Annotated in this window: 11 protein-coding genes; 7 read left to right on the forward strand and 4 right to left on the reverse strand. The window is 70.9% G+C overall.

The annotated features are described in order from the left end of the window. Positions 1–261 precede the first annotated feature (261 nt). The 4 genes from LCHO_RS10375 to LCHO_RS10390 all read left to right on the forward strand — a co-directional run bounded on the left by LCHO_RS10375 (position 262) and on the right by LCHO_RS10390 (position 9,315). The gene (locus tag LCHO_RS10375) at positions 262–1,947 is read left to right on the forward strand and encodes an electron transfer flavoprotein-ubiquinone oxidoreductase (protein ID WP_012347096.1); all 1,686 of its coding nucleotides are present in this window, start codon (positions 262–264) and stop codon (positions 1,945–1,947) included. Positions 1,948–2,153: 206 nt separating this feature from the next. Continuing rightward, complete coding sequence (gene bcsB, locus LCHO_RS10380; protein WP_050757332.1) at positions 2,154–4,424, forward strand: cellulose biosynthesis cyclic di-GMP-binding regulatory protein BcsB; 2,271 nt, start codon at positions 2,154–2,156, stop codon at positions 4,422–4,424. A gap of 2 nt (positions 4,425–4,426) precedes the next feature. Continuing rightward, a complete protein-coding gene (bcsZ, locus tag LCHO_RS10385; RefSeq protein ID WP_083772709.1) occupies positions 4,427–5,611 on the forward strand; it encodes a cellulose synthase complex periplasmic endoglucanase BcsZ in 1,185 nt (394 codons plus the stop codon). Next, positions 5,581–9,315 carry a cellulose biosynthesis protein BcsC gene (locus LCHO_RS10390; RefSeq protein WP_012347099.1) on the forward strand — a complete coding sequence of 1,245 codons (3,735 nt, stop codon included), beginning with the start codon at positions 5,581–5,583 and terminating at the stop codon, positions 9,313–9,315. The genes bcsZ and LCHO_RS10390 overlap by 31 nt, the downstream gene beginning before the upstream one ends. Before the next feature lie 15 nt (positions 9,316–9,330). Here the strand turns inward: LCHO_RS10390 and bcsG are convergent, their stop codons facing one another. The 4 genes from bcsG to LCHO_RS10410 form a co-directional block, all read right to left on the reverse strand. Continuing rightward, positions 9,331–10,920, reverse strand: a complete 1,590-nt coding sequence (gene bcsG, locus LCHO_RS10395) for a cellulose biosynthesis protein BcsG (RefSeq protein WP_012347100.1) — start codon at positions 10,918–10,920, stop codon at positions 9,331–9,333. 11 nt (positions 10,921–10,931) lie between these two features. Beyond that, positions 10,932–13,475, reverse strand: a complete 2,544-nt coding sequence (bcsA, locus tag LCHO_RS10400; RefSeq protein WP_190274850.1) for a UDP-forming cellulose synthase catalytic subunit — start codon at positions 13,473–13,475, stop codon at positions 10,932–10,934. Positions 13,476–13,581: 106 nt separating this feature from the next. After that, positions 13,582–14,364 (reverse strand): enoyl-CoA hydratase, encoded by a 783-nt coding sequence (locus LCHO_RS10405; protein WP_012347102.1) that lies wholly within the window; start codon positions 14,362–14,364, stop codon positions 13,582–13,584. 31 nt (positions 14,365–14,395) lie between these two features. After that, entirely contained in the window at positions 14,396–16,066 is a 1,671-nt protein-coding gene (locus LCHO_RS10410; RefSeq protein WP_012347103.1) for an acyl-CoA synthetase, read from the reverse strand. A gap of 104 nt (positions 16,067–16,170) precedes the next feature. Between LCHO_RS10410 and mltB the strand changes: the two genes are divergently transcribed. Genes mltB through LCHO_RS22105 form a run of 3 tightly spaced genes read left to right on the forward strand, consistent with a single transcriptional unit; the run spans position 16,171 to position 20,590 of the window. Then, positions 16,171–17,343, forward strand: coding sequence for a lytic murein transglycosylase B (gene mltB, locus LCHO_RS10415; RefSeq protein ID WP_012347104.1), 1,173 nt, complete (start codon positions 16,171–16,173; stop codon positions 17,341–17,343). Between the two features lie 58 nt (positions 17,344–17,401). Then, positions 17,402–19,366, forward strand: coding sequence for an ABC-F family ATP-binding cassette domain-containing protein (locus LCHO_RS10420; RefSeq protein ID WP_012347105.1), 1,965 nt, complete (start codon positions 17,402–17,404; stop codon positions 19,364–19,366). Positions 19,367–19,420: 54 nt separating this feature from the next. Beyond that, positions 19,421–20,590: an SPL family radical SAM protein gene (locus LCHO_RS22105; RefSeq protein WP_012347106.1), complete on the forward strand. Its 1,170-nt coding sequence runs from the start codon at positions 19,421–19,423 to the stop codon at positions 20,588–20,590. Positions 20,591–20,610 lie beyond the last annotated feature (20 nt).

Here is a 20,610-nt window from a genome sequence, read left to right on the forward strand (position 1 = left end):
GTGCAATGCGCCGCGCGACGCCAGAACGCCGGGACGGGCGACTATCGCTCAGGTTAGGCCCTCGCCTGGTGCGCAAACGGCTGAAAAATGCCGTGTTCGCTCGCCAATCCCGATTCCGGCCGCGTGCGGTCCGATGCGTGAGGCGCCTCACAAAAGCACGGTCGTGCTATTTGATGAACTTCAACCGCTAGAATCCCGCGCGCCTTTCGCACCAACCGACGCTGCCTTTGCGCGGCGATCTTTCAGAACTCAAGGACAAGCATGAGCCCGCAGGAGATCCTGGCCCAGTTCGGCCCACGTGAATCGATGGAATACGACGTGGTGATCGTCGGCGCCGGCCCGGCAGGCCTGTCGGCCGCGATCCACCTCAAGCAGCTGGCGTCGGCCCAGGGCCGGGAGGTGTCGGTGGTGGTGCTCGAAAAAGGCTCCGAGCCGGGCGCCCACATCCTGTCGGGCGCGGTCATGGATCCGATCGCGATCAACGAGCTGCTGCCCGACTGGAAGGCGCTCGGCGCGCCGCTGAACCAGGCCGTCACCGACGACGAGGTGCTGTTCCTGTCCGAGACCGGTGCCACCCGCACGCCCAAGGCGCTGATCCCGAACTGCTTCCACAACGAAGGCAACTACATCGTCAGCCTCGGCAACGTGGTGCGCTGGCTGGCGCAGCAGGCCGAAGGCCTGGGCGTGGAGATCTTCCCCGGCTTCGCCGCCGCCGAGGTGCTGTACGACGCCGATGGCGCCGTCAAGGGCGTGGCCACCGGCAACATGGGCGTGGGCCGCGACGGCGAGCCTGGCGACAACTTCCAGCTCGGCATGGAACTGCTGGGCAAGTACACCTTCTTTGCCGAAGGCGCGCGCGGCCACCTCGGCAAGCAGCTGATCGCCAAGTTCGACCTCGACGACGGCCGCGATCCGCAGAGCTACGGCCTGGGCATCAAGGAGCTGTGGGAGATCGACCCCGCCAGGTCGAAGCCCGGCCTGGTGGTTCACACCGCCGGCTGGCCGATGGCGAGCGACACCTACGGCGGCGGTTTTCTCTACCACCTCGACGACAACAAGGTCACGCTCGGCTTCGTCACCGGGCTCGACTACAAGAACCCGTGGCTGAGCCCGTTCGAGGAAATGCAGCGCTGGAAGACCCATCCCAGCATCCGCCAGCACCTCGAAGGCGGCAAGCGCCTGAGCTACGGCGCCCGCGCCATCACCGCCGGCGGGCTGCTGAGCCTGCCCAAGACGGTGTTCCCGGGCGGCGCGCTGATCGGCTGCGACGCCGGCTACCTGAACGCCTCGCGCATCAAGGGCAGCCACGCGGCGATCAAGTCCGGCATGCTGGCCGCGGCAGCCGCCTTCGAGGCGCTGGCCGCCGGGCGTGAGCACGACGAGCTGGCGGCCTACCCGGCCGCCTTCGAGCAGAGCTGGCTGCATGCCGAACTGCACCAGTCGCGCAACTTCAAGCAGTGGTTCAAGAAGGGCATCGTGGTCGGCTCGATCATGACCGGCGTCGAGCAGTGGCTGCTGCCGCGCCTGGGCGTCAAGAGCCCGCCGTGGACGATCCACCGCACCCTGCCCGACCATGCCGGCCTCAAGCCCGCGGCCGAGTGCCAGCGCATCGACTACCCCAAGCCCGACGGCCGGCTGACCTTCGATCGGCTGAGCTCGGTGTTCGTCAGCAACACCAACCACGAAGAACAGCAACCCGCCCACCTGACGCTCAAGGACGCCCGGGTGCCCGTGCAGACCAACCTGGCGCGTTTCGCCGGCCCGGAAAGCCGCTACTGCCCGGCCGGCGTGTACGAGTTCGTCAAGGCCGAAGACGGCGCCGACCGGTTGCAGATCAACGCGCAGAACTGCGTGCACTGCAAGACCTGCGACATCAAAGATCCGACGCAGAACATCGTCTGGATCACGCCCGAAGGCGGCGGCGGTCCGAACTACGCCAGCATGTGAGCCACGGCCCGCGGCCCGAACGCCGCGGCCATCGCCGCAGGCGAATGCCTGCCTTGTAACGGTGTCAGCTTGATGATGCGCACATGTATCATCAGGTAACTTTTACTGACGTTTTGTGACAGCCTCCCTCCGTGTCGGGGGGCTGGCAGACGTGACAGACTTGGCGTGTCCGAGATCTGTACAACTTCATGGCCACACCCTCCACCATGCAGCATCGAAACGCCAGCAGTTTTCACGCGTTTGTCGCAGCTGTCCTGCTCGGCGGCATCCCTCTGCAAGGCGGTTCCGCCCCGGCGCCGACCGATGCCGTCGCCGCGGTTGCGGCGGCGCCCGCCGACACGAGCACACGCATCCAGACCCTCAGTCTGCGAGACCTCGGCGCCCAGCGCCCGATCGAACTGCGCGGCATCGATCACAGCGTCTACCTGCCGCTGTCGGTGCGCCTCGACGAAACCGTGACGCGGGCGCGTCTGAAGCTCAACTACACCTTTTCTCCCGGCCTGCTGGCCGATCTGTCGCAGCTGAAGGTGTTCGTCAACGACGAGGTGCTGGCCACGGTGCCGGCCGTCAAGGGCAAGCTCGGCAGCCCGCAGACGATCGAGATCGACCTGGAACCGCACTTCTTCACCGAGTACGCCCAGCTGCGGCTGCAGTTCATCGGCCACTACACGCTCGATTGCGAATACCCGTTCCACAGCAGCCTGTGGGCCAACATCAGCAACCAGAGCAGCCTCGAGATGACGACGCAGCGCCTGCCGCTGCGCAACGACCTGGCGCTGCTGCCGGCGCCCTTCTTCGACGTGCGCGACGGCACCCGCCTGAAGCTGCCGTTCGTGATCGCGCCGTCGCCCTCGCCGGAGGCCCTGCGCAGCGCCGGGGTGCTGGCGAGCTGGTTCGGCGCGCTCGCCAGCTATCGCGGCGCGCAGTTCCCGGTGTCCGACGCGCTGCCCGCAGGCCATGCCGTGGTGATGGCCACCAACGACCAGCGCCCGGCCGGCCTCGACCTGCCCCAGGTCGAGGCACCGACGCTCAAGATCGTGCCGCACCCGTCGGATCCGGGCGCCAAGCTGCTGCTGGTGCTCGGCCGCGACGCCGCCCAGCTCAAGACCGCCACCGACGCGCTGGTGCTGGGCCAGGCGGCCCTCAGCGGCGACCAGGTGCAGGTCGACAAGCTCAACTACCCGGCGCGACTGGCCGCGCACGAGGCGCCCAACATCGTCAAGACCGGCGGCATCGTGCGCCTGGGCAGCCTGGTGCCGAACGCCGCCGCGCTGCAGGTGGCGGGCGCGCAGCTGCAGACCATCCGCCTGCCGCTGCGCCTGCCGGCCGACACCTTCGCCTGGCAGTCCGAGGGCCTGCCGATCGAGCTGCGCTACCGCTACACGCCGCCGCACGAGCTGGGCGCGGCGCGGCTGGCGGTGCAGATCAACGAGCAGCTGGTCGAGTCCTTCCTGCTGCGCCCGGCCGGCACCCAGGGCACGCGCAGCCAGCGCATGGTGCTGCCCTTTCTCGAGATCGGGGGCACCTACGACCGCCAGGACATCACCGTGCCGGCGTTCCAGCTGGGCAACAACAACGAACTGCAGTTCCGCTTCGAGATCCCGCCGGTCGACACCTCGCGCTGCCGCGAGACGGTGCTGATCTCGCAGGCCGGCATCGACGCCGACTCCACCATCGACCTGCGCAACGTCGAGCACTACGTCACCCTGCCGAACCTGGCGCTGTTCGCCAACAGCGGTTTCCCGTTCACCAAGTTCGCCGACCTGGCCGAGACCGCGCTGATCCTGTCGGACGCACCGGCCGTGGCCGAGATCGAGGCCGCACTCAACCTGCTCGGCCAGATGGGTGCGGCCACCGGCATCGCCGGCACGCGGCTGCAGGTGCTGCCGGCCAGCCGGGTCAAGGAGGCGGCCGACCGCGACCTGCTGGTGATCGCCAGCGGCAGCGCACCGGCGCCGCTGGCCAACTGGTCGCAGCACCTGCCGGCGCGACTCGACGCCAGCCGGCGCAGCAACACCTCGCTGACCCGGTTGAGCGACGCCGGCTCCGAATGGTTCTCGGGTGCCCTGCCGCGCAACTTTCCCGACGACGAGTGGGCCGAGCTGCAGGCCAAGGGGCCGCTGACGGCGCTGATGGGTTTCGAGTCGCCTCTCAACAGCGGCCGCAGCGTGGTCGCCCTGCAGGCGACCGAAGGCGCGTCCCTGCAGCAGGCCGCCGCCACCCTGCTCGACCCCGGCAAGATCCGCCTGATCCAGGGCGACCTGGTGCTGATGCGCAACGAGGCGTTCGAGGCCTTCCGCATCGGCGAGGTCTACCAGGTGGGCGAACTGCGCTGGTGGCGCTGGGTCTGGTACCAGATGCGCGGACACCCGCTGCTGATGGTGCTGCTGGTGGGCCTGGTGTCCTTGTTGCTGGCCCTGCCGCTGTACCGCGCACTGCGCATGCGGGCCGAACGTCGCGTGCGCAGCGAGACCTGAACGTGTTGCGTCGTCGCGTGCTCGGCGCGCTGGCATTCGGGCTGCCGATGGCCACGCGGGCGCAGTCTGCCAACCCCTGCAGCGCCGTCGAGGGCCCGACCGGCTGGCCGGCATGGCAGACCCTGCGCCGGACCCTGATGAGCCGCGACGGCCGTGTCATCGACCGCTACGCGAGCGACGCCACCACCTCCGAAGGCCAGGCCTACGGCCTGTTCTTCGCGCTGGTGGACAACGACCGCGCGGCCTTCGAGCTGCTGTTGCGCTGGACCGAAGACAACCTGGCGGCCGGCGACCTGGCCGCGCGCCTGCCGGCCTGGCGCTGGGGCCGGCGCGCGGACGGCAGCTGGAACGTGATCGACGCCAACTCCGCCGCCGACGCCGACCTGTGGCTGTCCTACGTGCTGTCCGAGGCCGGCCGGCTCTGGAAGAACCGCCGCTACGACGCGCTCGGGCGGGTGCTGGCGCGCCGCATCGCCGCCGAAGAGGTGATCGAGCTGCCCGGCCTCGGCACCACCCTGCTGCCCGGGCCGCAGGGATTTCGCCGCGGCGAACGCGGCGCCAAGCTCAACCCGAGCTACCTGCCGCCGCAGCTGCTGCGCTGGTTCGCGCGCAACCGCACCGAGTCCGTCTGGGTGCCCCTGCGCGACGCCTCGCTGCGCCTGCTGCACGACAGCGCGCCCCACGGCCTGGCGCCCGACTGGACCGTGTTCGACGCCGACCGGGGCTGGAGCCTGGCCGAACTGGCCGACGACGAGCGCAGCGGCAGCTACAACGCGATCCGGGTCTACCTCTGGCTCGGCCTGACCGATCCGGGCGATCCGGCGCGCGGGCGCCTGCTCGCCCGCTATGCGCCGATGGCGCGGCTGTCCGAACTGCTCGGCGGCGTGCCCGAGAAGGTCGATCCGGCGCGCCCCGCACTCGAGCAGTCGGCCGGCGCGCAAGCCAACGGGCCGGTCGGTTTCCAGGCCGCCATGCTGCCGTTCGCCGACGCGCTCGGCCAGACCGCGCTGAGCGAGCGTCTGGCCGACCGCGTGGCCACGCAGGGCGTGCAGCCGGACGCCTATTACGACCAGGTGCTGAGCCTGTTCGCGCTCGGCTTCCGCGAGCGGCGCTACCGCTTCGCCGCCGACGGATCGCTGCAACCGGGATGGGCCTCATGCGACGCACCGCCTGGATCCTCGCGCTGATCCTGCTGCCGACAGGCAGCCCCGCCGCGCCCGGCGACGCCCAGCAGCGCGGCGTCAACGAGCTGATCGACAGCGCCCAGCTCTGGCAGACCCGTCGCCGCCCCGACCTGGCGCGCAGCCTGCTGCAGAAGGTGCTGGCGGTGCGGGCCGACGAACCGCGCGCGCTGCTGCTGCTCGGCGAGATCGACCTGCGCAGCGGCCGCAAGGATGCCGCGCTGCCGCAGCTGGCCATCCTGCAGGCGCGCCACCCGGACAGCGCCGAACTGCGCGAACTGCAGCAGCTCGCCTCGCTCTACAACAACGACCCGCTGCGCCTGAGCCGCCTGCAGCAGCTGCGCGAAGCCGGCCGCAACGCCGAGGCGGCCAGCCTGGCGCGCCAGATCTTCCCCAGCGCCAGGCCGCCGGGCATGCTGGGCGCCGATCTCGCCGGCCTGATCGCCAGCACGCCGGGCGCCTGGGAGGTGAGCCGCCGGCAAGCCGAGGAACGGGTCGCCGCCAGCAATTCGGCCACGAACCGGCTGGCGCTGGCCGAGGTGCTGGCGCTGCGACCGGCCACCCGCGCGCGTGCCTGGGAAACCTACAACCTGCTGGCCCGCGAAGGCCAACTGCCGAGCGACACGGTGGCCTCGTCCTGGCGCCGCTCGATCCGCATGCAGCCGCCGGGCACGCCGGTCGGGCCGCTCTGGGCCTCGCTGAACAAGGCCATCGACGGCCCCGGCGCTGCGCTGACCACCGCCGCCGGGCCCCGCTCGGCGGGGGCGAACGCAGCCGTCGTGACCGCCGCGATCGCTGCGCTGAACGGCGAGGTCGACGGTGCGGCCGGCAGGCCGGGCAACGGCGGTAATGGCGGTAATGGCCGGAACGGCAACGCGACCTCGGCCAACGGCAACGGCAACGGCGCAACGGCCGGCGCTGCGCCGGCGCCGATCAGCGCGCGGGCCGTGGCCATCCAGCAGGCGCTGGCCGACGCCCAGAAACAGCTTGCGGCCGGCGCCAACGAACAGGCTGCCAGGCTGCTCGAAGCCAGCCTGGTGCGCAACGGCGACGACGGGCCGACCTGGGGTCTGCTGGGCCTGTCGCGCATGCGCGAGGGCCAGCACGCCGAGGCCGAGCCGGCGTTCGCCCGCGCCTTGCGCCTCGATCCGGGCGATGCCGACCGCTGGCGCTCGCTCGGCGTGGCGGCGCACTACTGGGCCACGGTCAGCCTGGCGCGCATCGAGGCCGACGTCGGCCGCACCGAGGTCGCCGCCGATCTGCTGCGTCCGGTGGCCGACACCCAGCCCACCGCGATCGAGGCCAAGTTGCTGCTGGCCCGGCTCGAGGGTGAACTCGGCCAGGACGAGATCGCCCTCGAGCACTTCGAGCAGGTGCTCGCTGTCGAGCCGAAAGAAGAGCGCGCCTGGCGCGGCCGCTTCGTCGTGCGCCTGAAGACCGACCCCGAAGCCGCGCTGACCGAACTGGCCGCCTTCGGCCCGGGCGCGGCCGGGATCGTCGACGGCGGCGCGGTGCGCGATCTGGCCGATGGCCGCATCGCCCAGGGGCGCACCAGCGCGGCCTTGCGGCTGCTCGAGCAGGCCATCGACGCGGCGCCGGGCGACCCCTGGCTGCGTCACGACGCGGCCCGCATCTACCTGCGGCTGGGCCTGCCCGACAGTGCCCGCTCGCTGATGGCCGAAGGCCGTGCCGCGGCCGACCCCGACAACGCCGTCTCGATGCTGCACGCCAGCGCGCTGGTGGCGCTGGCCGCCGACGAGAACAACCTGGCGGTCGAGCTGGTCTCGGCCCTGCCCGAGGCCGAAGCCGACGGCCCGCTGCGCGATCTGGTGCGGCGCGCCCGGCTCGAGCAGGCCTTTGCCAACGCCCGGCAAGCGATCGACGCCCAGCGCCCGACGATGGCGCACGACTGGCTCGACAAGGCCGACCGCCTGATCGACAGCAGCGCCGGGCAAGGCATGCGGCTGGCCCGGCTGCGACTGGGCGCCGGCCAGCGGCAGCAGGCGCTGGCGCTGCTGCGACGCATCGACCCGGTCGAGCTGGACGCCGCCGACACGCGGGCCTGGGCCGGCATGGTGGCCGATGCCGGCGCCGCCGAGCTGGCGCTCGACCGCCTGCAGGCGCGCATCGACGCCAACCTCGGCGCGCGCAACCTCATGCTCGCCAGCCCGGCCGAGCCAGGCGCGGTCGACGGCAACGAGCCCCCGCCCCTGCCGGTCTGGAACACCGACGACCTGACGCAGGCACGGCTGGCGCACGCCGATCTCGCCATCGAGGCCGACCTGCCGCAGACCGCCCGCCAGGATCTGCAGCGGCTGGCCGCCGACCTGCCCGCCGATGCGCTCGACGATCGCCTGCGGCTGCTGCAGCTGCAGCGGCGGGTGGGCGACACGTCGGCCGCGCGGGCCACGCTGGCCGACCTGATGGCGCGCTCGGGCGACGATCCGGCCGTGCGCATCGAGGCCGCCCGGCAGGCCCGCATCGACGACGACGACACCGCCGCTCGCGCCCACCTGCAGCTGGCGCGCGAGCGCAGCGCACCGGGCAGCGAGACCGCCGCCGAGGCCAGCCGCGCGATCGACGTGATCGACGCCGAGCGCCAGCCGCTGTTCGAGATGGCGATGCACGACGCCTCGCTCGACGGCAGCGACGGCCGCGCCCGCCTGCACAGCAACGAGGCCACCGCCCGCCTGAGCTGGCCGGGCGTGGCCAACGGCACCTTCTTCACGCAGGTCGACCTGATCCGGCTCGATGCCGGCACGCTGGCAGCGGACATCGACCAGTCCGAGGCCTTCGGCCGCGTGCTGGCGAGCAGCCCGGCCGGGCTGGCCGCCGCGGCACCGCAGAACGACCGCGGCGCCGCCCTCGGCGTGGGCTGGAGCAGCCGCGACGACAGCGTCGACATCGGCGTGGTCGGCCTGCGGCTGCGCAACTGGGTGGGCGGCTGGTCGCACACCCGCCGGCGTGACGACGGCGGATGGGGCGTCGAGATCTCGCGCCGCGTCCTGACGGGCAGCCTGATGTCGTGGGCCGGCGTGCAGGATCCGGTCGACGGGGCGGTCTGGGGCGGCGTGACGCTCAATGCGCTGACGCTGCGCACCGAGCATGTGCTGAGCCCGGCCGATTCGGTCTCCGCCAGCCTGCGCCTGGGCCTGCTGCAGGGCCGCAACGTGGCGAGCAACCGGATGCAGCAGCTGCGCGCGGCGTACGACCACGACCTGCAGCGCAGCGACGATCACCGCCTGCGCATCGGCCTGAACGCCAACGTCTGGCTCTATGCGCGCAACCTGAGTTTTCACACCTTCGGCCAGGGCGGCTACTACAGCCCGCAGCGTTACGTGTCGATCGGCGTGCCGCTCGAAGCCGCCGGCATGAACGGCCGGCTGAGCTACCAGGTGCGCGCCAGCGTGTCGCAGTCCTGGACCCGCGAGGACGACACGCCCTACTACCCGACCGACCCGGCGGCGCAGGCCGCGGCCGGCAATCCGATCCACACCGGTGGCCCGGGCGGCGGGACGGGCGCCTCGCTGCGGGCGGCGCTGGAGTGGCGGGTCGCCCCGCAATGGGCGATCGGCACGGCATTGGCGCTCGAACGCTCGACCGACTACACGCCCGGGCGCGCCAGCGTCTACCTGCGCCACTGGCTCGGCCGCGTGCCGGCGCCGCTGGACTGGCCGCCGCAGCCGCTGACGCCCTATCTGCGCAACTGAACCGGCGGGCGGGCGTCAGGGTGCGCTGTCGAGGGTGCGCCAACGGCCTTCGAAGTCGCGCACATAGGTGTGCGGGCCGCGTCGCAGGACGATGGTCTTGTCGTTCTCGGCCACCCACTCGACCGGCGGCAGCGCCTGCGCCACCTCGGTCAGGCGCTCCGGCGTCGCCACCTCGGGGCCGCCGTGCATCAGCGCGGCCACCACGGTGAACAGCGACAGGTAGCTCGACGTCTGCTCCACGTGCACCGGCTCCTGGCCGTCGGCGCGCCGCTCGCCCATGCCGATCAGCATCACGCCGGCCGGCACGTGGGTGATCGCCGGGGTGGGCAGCTCGCGCAGGCCGGCGATCTGCTGCGCGTCGCCACGCACCGCGCCGCCGTGCTCGGGCACCAGCACCAGCACGGTCGGGCGGCCGCTGGCCTCGACCAGGGCGGCGAAGCGCTCCAGGTCGGCCATCAGCTTGCGGGCGCGCGGGGCGTAGGTCTCGAGGCTCGACAGCGACTGGATGCCCGGCACGCGGTTGCCGTCGTGCAGGGTGATGGAGTTGTAGAGCATCGCCAGCGGGACGCCCGACGCTGCCGCGGTGCGGTCGCTCCACCAGCGCGTGAGCGTCTCGCCGTCGTCGCGGATCGGCGAGCCGTCGAAGCTGCTCATCGCCACCGCCGCGTCGAAGCGCTGTTCGGGCACCAGGCCCAGGCCGCTGTCGCGCCGCAGCTCGGTCGAGAAGTTGTCGTAGCGGCCGTCGTGGTTCAGCAGCAGGGCCGGGCGGTAGCCGGCCTGTTCGAGGTTGCGGAACAGGTAGCAGTCGGCCACCGCGCCACCGTAGAGCTCGTGCTGGGCCGGCTGGCCGCAGGTGCCGTGCAGCAGTCGCATCACCGCCGGGCCGCTGTAGCTGGCCGCGCTGTTGAAGCGGTCGAAGACGACGTCGAGCCGGCGCATGAACGGTGCGTTGCGCAGCCCGGCGAAGGCCAGGTCGTCCCACGAGAGCGAGCAGATGTTGAGGATCAGCAGGTCGAAGCCCGGCACGTTGCCGTCCTTGGGCAGGCGCAGGATCTTGCCGCGTTCGGTGTCGTAGAAGGCCTGCAGCGCCTGGTCGAGCTGGCCGGCGTCGAGCAGGGGCGCCGTCGCTCGATCGGCCGCACGATCGGCCGTGCCGTCGGCGCCGGTGGCCGCCTGCGCCAGATCGGTGACGCCACCGTGTTGCGACGGCAGCGCGGCCACCGCCACCAGGCCGACGAAGACCCAGGTCGCCAGGCGCAGGCGCTGCTTGAGCACCCACCACAGGGCCGCACCCATCGCCACCGCCACCAGCAGCTGCACGTTGATCACGCGCCCGACCAGTTCGACCAGATAGGCGAAGCTGAAGCCGCTGATCGCCTGCCACTGGCTCAGGATGCGCGTGGCCGGTGGCCAGAACGAGTCGTGATACAGCAGGGCCACGGCCACCGGCCAGGCCAGGAAACGCCAGGCCCGGCGCCAGCCCGGATGGGCCCAGGGCCAGGCCAGCGCCACCGCGAACAGCAGGTTGAGCGGCACGTCGAGCTGGATCAGCCCCGCCACATGCAGGCCCAGCTTGACGAGGAAATACAGCGACCAGCTTCCCATCACCCGCCCGATCAATGGATGCGGGTGTGGTGCGCCCAGCGGCGCAGCACCCAGCCGGGCAGCGCCAGCGAGTGGTTCTTGACCGAGCGCATGCCGTCCATCAGCAGTTCACCGTAGCTGTGCAGGCCCAGCCGCGCGATCTCGAACAGGCCCTGCATCGCCCGGTCGCTCTGCGGATGCAGCTGCCAGTTCTGCCAGGCGTCCTTGCGCGTGAAGGTGCAGCGGATCAGCGCGGCCTGCTGGTCGAGGCTGAGCCGCTCGAAGCTCAGCGCCATGCGGCCGTTGCGGCAGCTGACGACGCGGGCCGGGAACAGGTGCGGCGTGCCTTCGTCGAACAGCCGCACCGCCACCCAGCTGCCCGCGGGCAGCTCGAGCGACGGCGGCAGGCCCTGCAGGCCGACGCCGGCGAGCGCGTAGTCCTCGGTCTCGCAGTTGATCTGCTGGCCGTCGGTCAGCAGCAGGCTGGCCGGCAGGCGGCTGGTGACGCGGGTGGTGCGGCGCACCTGGCGCTTCTCGCGCGCCACGCCGATGGCCGCGCCGAGCGCCAGCAGGTTGTAGATCGTCCACGCCATGTTGAGCGTGATCGTGCCCCACTCCTGCGGATCCCAGAACAGCCGGAAGATGCCGAACACCGCGCCGATCGCGTTGAGGATCACCAGGAAGAAGTACGGCCGCGAGATGTTCCAGTCGAGGTGGGTTTCCTCGACCAGCCCGCCCTTGGCGGTGACGTCGAACTTGCCCGCGCTCGGATTGAACAGCGCCACGGTGGTGGGCACCGCCACGTACCAGGCCAGCACGGTCTCGTAGAGCTCGGACCAGAAGGTGTGCCGATGCGGGCCGGCGATGTGGGCATTGGCGATGTGCGGCAGCACCAGGTGCGGCAGCAGGTAGAGCAGCAGCACACCCACCGACGCATGGATGATGTGAAATTCGAAGTACAGGTAGCCCAGCGGCGCGGTCAGGAAGATCAGCCGCGGCAGCCCGTAGAAGAAATGCAGCATCGCGTTGGCGTAGCACAGGCGCTGCATCACGGTCAGGCCGCGGCCGAGCAAGGGGTTGTCGAGCCGGAAGATCTGCGCCATGCCGCGCGCCCAGCGGATGCGCTGGCGCACGTGGCCCGACAGGCTTTCGGTGGCCAGCCCGGCCGCGTGGGTGACGTTCAGGTAGGCGGTGCGCCAGCCCTTGCGGTGCAGCTTGAGGGCGGTGTGGGCGTCTTCGGTGACGGTCTCGGTGGCGATGCCGCCGATCTGCTCGAGCGCGCTGCGGCGCAGTACCGCACACGAGCCGCAGAAGAAGCTGGCGTTCCAGACGTCGTTGCCGTCCTGCACCAGGCCGTAGAACAGCACGCCCTCGTTGGGCACGCGGCGGAAGGTGTCGAGGTTGCGCTCGAACGGATCGGCCGAGAAGAAGTGGTGCGGCGTCTGCACCATCGCGCAGTTGCTGTCGCGCAGCATCCAGCCCATCGTGTTGACCAGGAAACCGCGCGCCGGCATGTGGTCGCAATCGAAGATCGCGATGTACTCGCCGCCGGTCTCGGCCAGCGCGTTGTTCAGGTTGCCGGCCTTGGCGTGGCGGTTGTTGTCGCGCGAGATGTAGTTGACACCGGCCGCCTCGGCGTAGGCGCGCACCTCGGGGCGGTGGCCGTCGTCGAGCACGTGCACCACCAGCCGGTCGGCCGGCCAGTCGAGGTCGCGTGCGGCCAGCACGGTCGGCCCGATCACGCTGAGCGGCTCGTTGTAGGTGGGGATGTAGACGTCGACCGTGGGCCACTGATCACGTGGCAGTTCGATCGGCGCCACCGGTCGCTTGAGCGGGCGCGAGGTCTGCACGAAGCCCAGCACCATGATCAGCCAGGCGTACAGCTCGGCGCACAGCAGACCGCCGCCGAGCAGGGATTCCCAGCCGGGCGCGAGGTCCATCGACTGCGTGACCCGCCACCAGCCGTAGCGGAACGACGCCAGCAGCGCCAGCCCGATCAGCACCAGCGTGGGCATGTTGCCGGGGATGCGCCGCACCACCAGCACCAGGCCGAGCATCGCCAGGAAGAACACCGCCTGCGCCAGCTCGCTCATCGGCGTGGTGGCGGCCATCCAGAACGCGGCGGTGCCGACGACGATCAGCGCGCTGCGCACCACGCGGCGCTGCCACAGCGGGGCTTCGGCCCAGTGCTCCATCCGGTGGCCCCAGGGCGCGAAGTCGAAGGCACGCCAGCGCCGATAGAACGCGTCGAAGGGCGCGCGCCAGCGCGGGCGCGGTTCGGTCGGCGGCTCTGCCGGTGGCGCGGGGGCCGGCCCGGCGGCGGCGGCGCTGCCGAGCGAAGGGTTGTCGAACACCTGGCCGGTTTCGGGCGGCCCCAGCGGCATGCGACGGCTGACCGGCAAGGGCCGGCGGCGGATGGCGCGCTCGGGCACCGGTCGCGGCGGTGGCAACGGCACCGGGGCGACGAGTTCGGCCTCCGGCAGGCTCGCCGGCGGCAGCACGAACAGGCGCAGCAGCCAGCACGTCCAGCTGTCCGGCCTTTCGACCTGAAGTGCGCCGGCCCAGCGCTTCACCATGCCTCGCGTCATTCTTGTTGCCTCTCGCCCCTGAAAGGATGATTGTGCGTGTCTTCGTGACGGATTTGTCATCGTCCGCCGCACGGCTGGCGGGCGATGCGATCCCTCACCACTTCGGCGCGCGCTTGTCGATGAAGGCCTGCACGCCTTCGAGCGCGCTCTCGTCCATCATGTTGCAGGCCATCGTCTGGGTGGCGGCCTGGTAGGCGGCCTCGACGCCCATCTCGAGCTGGCGGTAGAACAGCTGCTTGCCCATCGCCAGCGCCACGCGCGGCTTGGCGACGATGCTGGCGACCAGGCGCTCGACTTCGTCGTCCAGCGCTTCGGGCGCGGCCACGCGGTTGACCAGGCCGCGCACGTGGGCCTCGTCGGCGCTGATGAACTCGCCGGTGACCAGCATCTCGAAGGCCTGCTTGCGGCCGACGTTGCGTGCCAATGCCACGCTGGGCGTGGCGCAGAACAGGCCGAGGTTGACGCCGCTGACGGCAAAGCGCGCGCTGCTCGACGCCACGGCCAGGTCACAGGCCGCCACCAGCTGGCAGCCCGCCGCGGTGGCGGTGGCATGCACCCGCGCCACCACCGGCACCGGCAGGCGCTGGATCGCCAGCATCACGCGGCCGCACTGGTCGAACAGCTGGCGGTAGTGGTCGAGGCCGGGCTGGGCGCGCATTTCCTTGAGGTCATGCCCGGCGCAGAAGGCCCGCCCGGCGGCAGCCAGCACCACCACGCGCACGCTGTCGTCGGCGGCAATCGCGGTGAGTTCCTTCTGCAGCGCCGCCAGCATCGCCTCGCTCAAGGCGTTGAAGGCCTGCGGGCGGTTGAGCGTGAGGGTCAGCACGCCGCGGGCGTCCTGGCTGCGCAGCAGAAGGGGGTCGTCGAGGGTCAGCATCTTGTTGTCTCCGGTCTTGTGTGGGTCGTGATCAATCGAAAGCCTGCGTCGAGCGAGCCCGCTCGCGCAGCTGGAACTTCTGGATCTTGCCGGTCGATGTCTTCGGGATCGGCTCGAAGCGGATCTCGCGCGGCACCTTGTAGCCCGCCAGCAGCGCCTTGCAATGGGCGATCAGCTCGGGGGCCGTGACCTGCGCGCCGTAGGCCAGCTCGACGTACGCCAGCGGCGTCTCGCCCCACTTCGGATCGGGCTTGGCCACCACCGCGCAGGCCGTCACCGCGGGGTGGCGGTAGAGCGCATCCTCGACCTCGATCGAGCTGATGTTCTCGCCGCCCGAGATGATCACGTCCTTGCTGCGGTCGCGGATCTTGACGTAGCGGTCGGGCTCCATCACCGCCAGGTCGCCGGTGTGGAACCAGCCGCCTTCGAGCGAAGCCTGCGTCGCCTTCGGGTTCTTCAGGTAGCCCTTCATGACGATGTTGCCGCGGAACATGATCTCGCCCATGGTCTGGCCGTCGGCCGGCGTCTCGGTCATGGTCTCGGGGTCCATCACCGTCATGCCTTCCTGGAGCACGTAGCGCACGCCCTGGCGGCCGTTCAGGCGGGCCTGCTCGCCCAGGTCGGCATCGGCCCATTCGGGCGTCTTGACCGCCACCGAGGCCGGGCCGTAGACCTCGGTCAGGCCGTAGACGTGGGTGATGTCGAAGCCGATGCGCTGCATGCCTTCGATCATCGCCGCCGGCGGCGCGGCGCCGGCCACCAGGCCGCGGATCTTCCTGGACGACCCGGTCGGGTCGGTGCCGAGGCCCTCGCGCAGTTCGGCCGGCGCGTTGATCAGCAGGCTGTGCACGATCGGCGCGGCGCAGTAGTGGTCGACGGCGTGCTCGCGCATGGCGTCGAGGATGGCCCGGGCGTCGACCTTGCGCAGGCAGACGTGCGTGCCGCCGAGCGCCGCGATCGTCCACGGGAAGCACCAGCCGTTGCAGTGGAACATCGGCAGCGTCCAGAGGTAGACCGGGAAGTGCGGCATCGTCCAGGTGACGCTGTTGCAGACCGCGTTCAGGTAGGCGCCGCGGTGATGCGTGACCACGCCTTTCGGGTCGCCGGTGGTGCCGCTGGTGTAGCTGACCGCGATCGCGTCCCACTCGTCGGCCGGGCCTTCGAGGCGGTGCAGCGGCACGTGGGCGGCGAGCAGGTCCTCGTATTCGTGCGTGCCGAGGTGCTCGTGCACGCCCGTGAACTCGCTGTCGCAGACGTCGATCACCCGCAGCTCGCGGCCGTGCTGGCTCTTGAGCAGCGCCAGCGCCTTGTCCATCAGCGGCGCGAACTCGCTGTCGGTGATCAGCACCGTCGCCTCGCAATGGTTCATCTGCCAGGCCAGCAAGGCGGCGTCGAGCCGGGTGTTGAGGGTGTTGAGCACGGCGCCCAGCGCCGGCACGGCGTAATGGGCCTCGACCATCTCCGGCGTGTTGGGCAGCATCACGCTGACGGTGTGGCCGCGCTCGACGCCCAGCGAACGCAGGGCCGACGCCAGCCGCGCGCTGCGCTCGCGCACCTGCGCCCAGCTGTAGCGGCGCCGGCCGTGGATGACGGCGGTGCGCGCGCCGAACACCTCGGCGCTGCGCTCGACAAAACTCACCGGGCTGAGCGCGGTGTAGTTGGCCGCGGTGCGCGGCAGGTCCTGTTCGTAGATGTTGCTCATGGGTCGCCTCCAGGCCTGCACTCTAGCGAAGCCGGCGGCGTGCCGGCATCGGGCCTGAACCTACACTGAGCCGCCCTGCTTCGCCGCTGTTGCCCGCCCCACGCATGTTCCTGCCGATCCGCCCCGAGCCCGTGCGCTCGCACATGCGTCTTGCCGAAAGCCCGACCTGGCCGATCCCCGGCCGCCGCGCGATCCGGGCCGCGTTCATCGCCTTCCTGATCGCCGCCGTGAGCGGCGCCCTGCTCGCCGGCCCGGCCGAGGCGAACACGCGCCCGCACAAATCCAGGCGGACGGCCGTCAAGCCGCAGCCGGTGACGCCGCCGTACGGCCTGCGCGACGACGTGCAGGACTACATCCGCCAGGTCACGCAAGCCCATCCGGACTGGCCGGCCGACTGGGTCGCCACGACCATCGGGCAGGCCCGCCACCTGCCGCAGGTGACGCGGCTGATCATGCCGCCGCCCACCGGCACGGCCAAGAACTGGGCGGCCTACCGGGCGCGCTTCGTCGAGCCGCAGCGCATCACGGCCGGCATGGCGTTCTGGAGTCAGCACGCCGATGCGCTGGCGCGCGCCGAAGCCACCTACGGCGTGCCGGCGGCGGTGATCGTGGGCATCGTCGGCGTCGAGACCTATTACGGCCGCCACACCGGCCGGCTGCGCACGGTCGACGCGCTGGCCAGCCTGGCGTTCGACTTTCCGAGCGGGCGCAGCGACCGCAGCGCCTTCTTCCGCAGCGAACTCACGGCCCTGCTCGAACTGGCGCTGCGCGACGGGCTCGACCTCGGAACGCTGCGAGGCAGCTACGCCGGCGCGCTGGGCTGGCCGCAGTTCATGCCGAGCTCGTGGCTCAGGCACGCGGTCGATTTCGACGGCGACGGCCGCATCGCGCTGCACGACAGCCCGGTCGACGCGATCGGCAGCATCGGCAGATTCCTGGCCGCGCACGGCTGGCAGCGCGGCTTGGCCGTCGCCTACGGCGTGTCGCCGCCGGACGACGAGGCGGCGCTCGCCACGTTGCTGGCGCCCGACATCCGACCGAGCTTCAGCGCCGCGCAGATGGGCCAGCTCGGCGCCGCGCTCGACGAGGATGCGCTCGTGCACCCCGGCCCGCTCGCGCTGGTGCAACTGCACAACGGCGCAGAGGCGCCGAGCTACGTTGCCGGCACCGAGAACTTCTGGTCGCTGACGCGCTACAACTGGTCGTCGTACTACGCGATGGCGGTGATCGAACTCGGCCAGGCGGTGGCCGCACAACGCCCTGCGTCGCCGCGCTGACGCCACCTTCTACACTCGGCGCCGGTCCGTGCCACGGACATCAGTCAACCCGTTGTCCATGCTCCAGCTCAAGAACATCACCCTGCGTCGCGGCACCAAGCTCGTGCTCGAACAAACCGGCTTCACCCTGCAGCCTGGCGAAAAGGCCAGCCTGGTGGGCCGCAACGGCGCGGGCAAGTCCAGTCTTTTCGCGCTGCTGACCCACCGTCTGCAGTCCGACGGCGGCGAGGTCGAGATGCCGCCGCGCTGGCGCATCGCCGAGGTCGAGCAGAACATGCCCGAGACCGAACAGGGCGCCACCGACTTCGTGCTCGAAGGCGACCGGCCGCTGATGGCCGCGCGTGCCGCGCTCGCTGCCGCCGAAGCGGCCGACGATGGCCACGCCATCGGCGACGCCTACCTGGCGCTGGGCGAGGCCGGCGAGTTCGACGCGGTGGCCCGCGCGCAGACGCTGCTGCTGGGCCTGGGCTTCTCGATGGCGCAGGTCGACTCGCCCGTCAACAGCTTCTCGGGCGGCTGGCGGATGCGGCTGCAGCTGGCGCGTGCGCTGATGTTCCCGGGCGAACTGCTGCTGCTCGACGAACCCACCAACCACCTGGACCTCGACGCGCTGGTCTGGCTCGAAGCCTGGCTGCAGCGCTTCGAGGGCACGATGCTGGTGATCAGCCACGACCGCGAATTCCTCGACGCCGTCACCAAGGTCACGCTGCACCTCGAGGAGACCAAGCTGACGCGCTACGGCAGCAACTACTCGGGCTTCGAACTGATGCGCGCCGAGCGCATGGAGCAGCAGCAGGCCGCGTTCGGCAAGCAGCAGGAGAAGGTGGCACACCTGCAGCGCTTCATCGACCGCTTCAAGGCCAAGGCCAGCAAGGCCAAGCAGGCGCAGAGCCGCGTCAAGGCGCTGGCACGGATGGAGAAGATCGCGCCGGTGCTGACGAGCGCCGACTTCCAGTTCGAGTTCCGCGAGCCGCAGAGCCTGCCAAACCCGATGCTGGTGATGAGCGATCTGGAGGTCGGCTATCCGGGCGAGGACGGTGCGCCCGACACGGTCATCGTGCGCAACATCAACAAGAGCGTGCTGCCGGGTGAGCGCATCGGCATCCTGGGCGCCAACGGCCAGGGCAAGTCGACGCTGGTCAAGACGGTGTCGCGCATGCAGAAGGCGCTGGGCGGCCACATCCAGGAGGGCAAGGGCCTGGCGATCGGCTATTTCGCGCAGCAGGAGATGGACGTGCTGCGCCCCGACGAAGGCCCGCTGGCGCACATGATCCGCCTGGCCCGCGATCAGGGCCCGCCAGGGCGCGAACAGGAACTGCGCGACTTCCTCGGCCGCTTCCGCTTCACCGGCGAGATGGTCGGACAGGCGGTCGGCAGTCTGTCGGGCGGCGAGAAGGCGCGGCTGGTGCTGGCCATGCTGGTCTGGCAGCGCCCCAACCTGCTGCTGCTCGACGAGCCGACCAACCACCTCGACCTGACCACCCGCGAGGCGCTGAGCATGGCGCTCAACGAATACGAAGGCACGGTGATGCTGGTCAGCCACGACCGCGCCCTGCTGCGCGAGGTGTGCGACGAGTTCTGGCTGGTCACCAAGGGCCGCGTCGAGCCCTTCGACGGCGATCTGGACGACTACCAGAAGTGGCTGCTCGAGCAGAGCCGAGAAGCCGCGCGGGCCGCCAAGGCCTCGCAGCAAAGCCCAGCGGCCGCACCGGTCAATACCGTCGCCGCCGCGCCCAGCGCGCCGGTCGATGCCGGCGATCGCAAGGCCAGCGCAGCCATCCGCCAGAAACGAGCCGAACTGGCCAAGCCCCTGAAGAAGGAGCAGGCGCAGGTCGAACAACGGCTGGCCGCGGCCCAGGCCCAGCACGCCACGCTGCTGGCCGCGATGGCCGACGCCGCCTTGCCAGCCGCCCGGCGCGCCGAACAAGGCCGTCAACTCAAGGAACTGGCCGACAGCATCGAGACGCTCGAGCACCGCTGGCTGGAGATCGGCGAAGCACTCGAAGACATGTCGCGCGACTGACCCTTGGTCCTCGAAAACTGTATGCGCATACAGTTTCATGGCACACTGTCGACCATGAGTCGCGCTGCACGAATTCATCAGGCCGGGCTTGCCCAGCCGACCGCCAACCTCGCCTTGTTCGACGCGGGCGATGCACCGGATCTGCCGGCCACCCTGCACAAGCCGGTCCGGCGCTACGCCAGTGTCCAGTCGGCCAGTTCGGCCGTGCTGCAAGTCCGCGAAGCCCCGCCGGCCTGGTTGGCGGGCGGGCCGCCGACGGACGAAGGCCGCCAGCGGCGTGAACGCCGCTGGCCCACGACACGGTCGCCCAGACCGATCGATGCGTCGACCACCCAGGTTGCGGCCGAGCCCGTGGCGCCGGCAGAAATCGTCGAAGAGCAGTGCCTGAGCCTGCTGCGTGCCAACGATGCGCCCGACCTGCCCTATCGGCTGGCGATCAACCCCTATCGCGGCTGCGAACACGCCTGCGTCGGCTGCGCGTTGGCCGTGGCGCAGGGTCTCGGCGCGTCACCCGTCACCGCATCGGGCCCGGGTGTCGACGGATTGCCGTCAGGCGGGTCGCGCATCTATGCCAAGGTCAACGCTGCGGAACGCCTGCGCGAAGAACTGCGCCGGCCGGGTTACGTGCCGCGGCCGCTGAACCTCGGTTCGGCGACCGACGCCTACCAGCCCGCCGAACGTCGCCTGCGCCTGACCCGCGCCCTGATCGAGGTGCTGCACGAATCGGGACACCCGTTTGCGCTGGCAACCCGCTCGGCCGGTGTCGTGCGCGACCTGGACCTGCTGGCCGAAATGGCCGTGCAGCGCAAGGTGCTGGTGCTGATGAGCATGACCTCGCTCGATGCGGACCGCGCTCGCCTTCTCGAACCGCAGGCCAGCACGCCGGCGCTGCGCTTGTCGGCCATGCGCACCCTGGCGCAGGCCGGTGTGTGGGTGGGCCTGAACCTGTCACCGCTGCGACTCGACACGGATCCCGCCGAACTCGAGGTGCTGCTGGCCGCAGCGGCCGATGCCGGTGCCCGCTCGGTGCATTGGCGCATCGGCAGCGGCGCATTGGGCCGTGGCGACGCCGATGTGATCGCGCTGCAAGCGCTCATCGAACGCACGGCGCTGACCCACGGACTGCGCACCAGGCTGCCTGAATTGAACAGTCGCGACTTCGAGCCGCCGCGTTCGGTCCAGCCGGTGGCAGCCAAGCTGCCGGGCCAGCACGAGCTGTTCTGATCCAGGCGCATCGCCTGTCG

Origin of the sequence: Leptothrix cholodnii SP-6 (genome assembly GCF_000019785.1) — a bacterium.
GTDB classification, from domain to species: Bacteria; Pseudomonadota; Gammaproteobacteria; order Burkholderiales; family Burkholderiaceae_C; genus Sphaerotilus; species Sphaerotilus cholodnii.

Excerpts from the sequence above, each read along its gene's own strand:
- bcsA (WP_190274850.1), bottom strand. The coding sequence starts at position 13,475 with ATGGTGAAGCGCTGGGCCGGCGCACTTCAGGTCGAAAGGCCGGACAGC.
- LCHO_RS10420 (WP_012347105.1), top strand. The coding sequence starts at position 17,402 with ATGCTCCAGCTCAAGAACATCACCCTGCGTCGCGGCACCAAGCTCGTG.
- LCHO_RS10405 (WP_012347102.1), bottom strand. The coding sequence starts at position 14,364 with ATGCTGACCCTCGACGACCCCCTTCTGCTGCGCAGCCAGGACGCCCGC.
- bcsG (WP_012347100.1), bottom strand. The coding sequence starts at position 10,920 with ATGGGAAGCTGGTCGCTGTATTTCCTCGTCAAGCTGGGCCTGCATGTG.
- LCHO_RS22105 (WP_012347106.1), top strand. The coding sequence starts at position 19,421 with ATGAGTCGCGCTGCACGAATTCATCAGGCCGGGCTTGCCCAGCCGACC.
- mltB (WP_012347104.1), top strand. The coding sequence starts at position 16,171 with ATGTTCCTGCCGATCCGCCCCGAGCCCGTGCGCTCGCACATGCGTCTT.
- LCHO_RS10375 (WP_012347096.1), top strand. The coding sequence starts at position 262 with ATGAGCCCGCAGGAGATCCTGGCCCAGTTCGGCCCACGTGAATCGATG.
- LCHO_RS10410 (WP_012347103.1), bottom strand. The coding sequence starts at position 16,066 with ATGAGCAACATCTACGAACAGGACCTGCCGCGCACCGCGGCCAACTAC.
- bcsB (WP_050757332.1), top strand. The coding sequence starts at position 2,154 with ATGCAGCATCGAAACGCCAGCAGTTTTCACGCGTTTGTCGCAGCTGTC.
- LCHO_RS10390 (WP_012347099.1), top strand. The coding sequence starts at position 5,581 with ATGCGACGCACCGCCTGGATCCTCGCGCTGATCCTGCTGCCGACAGGC.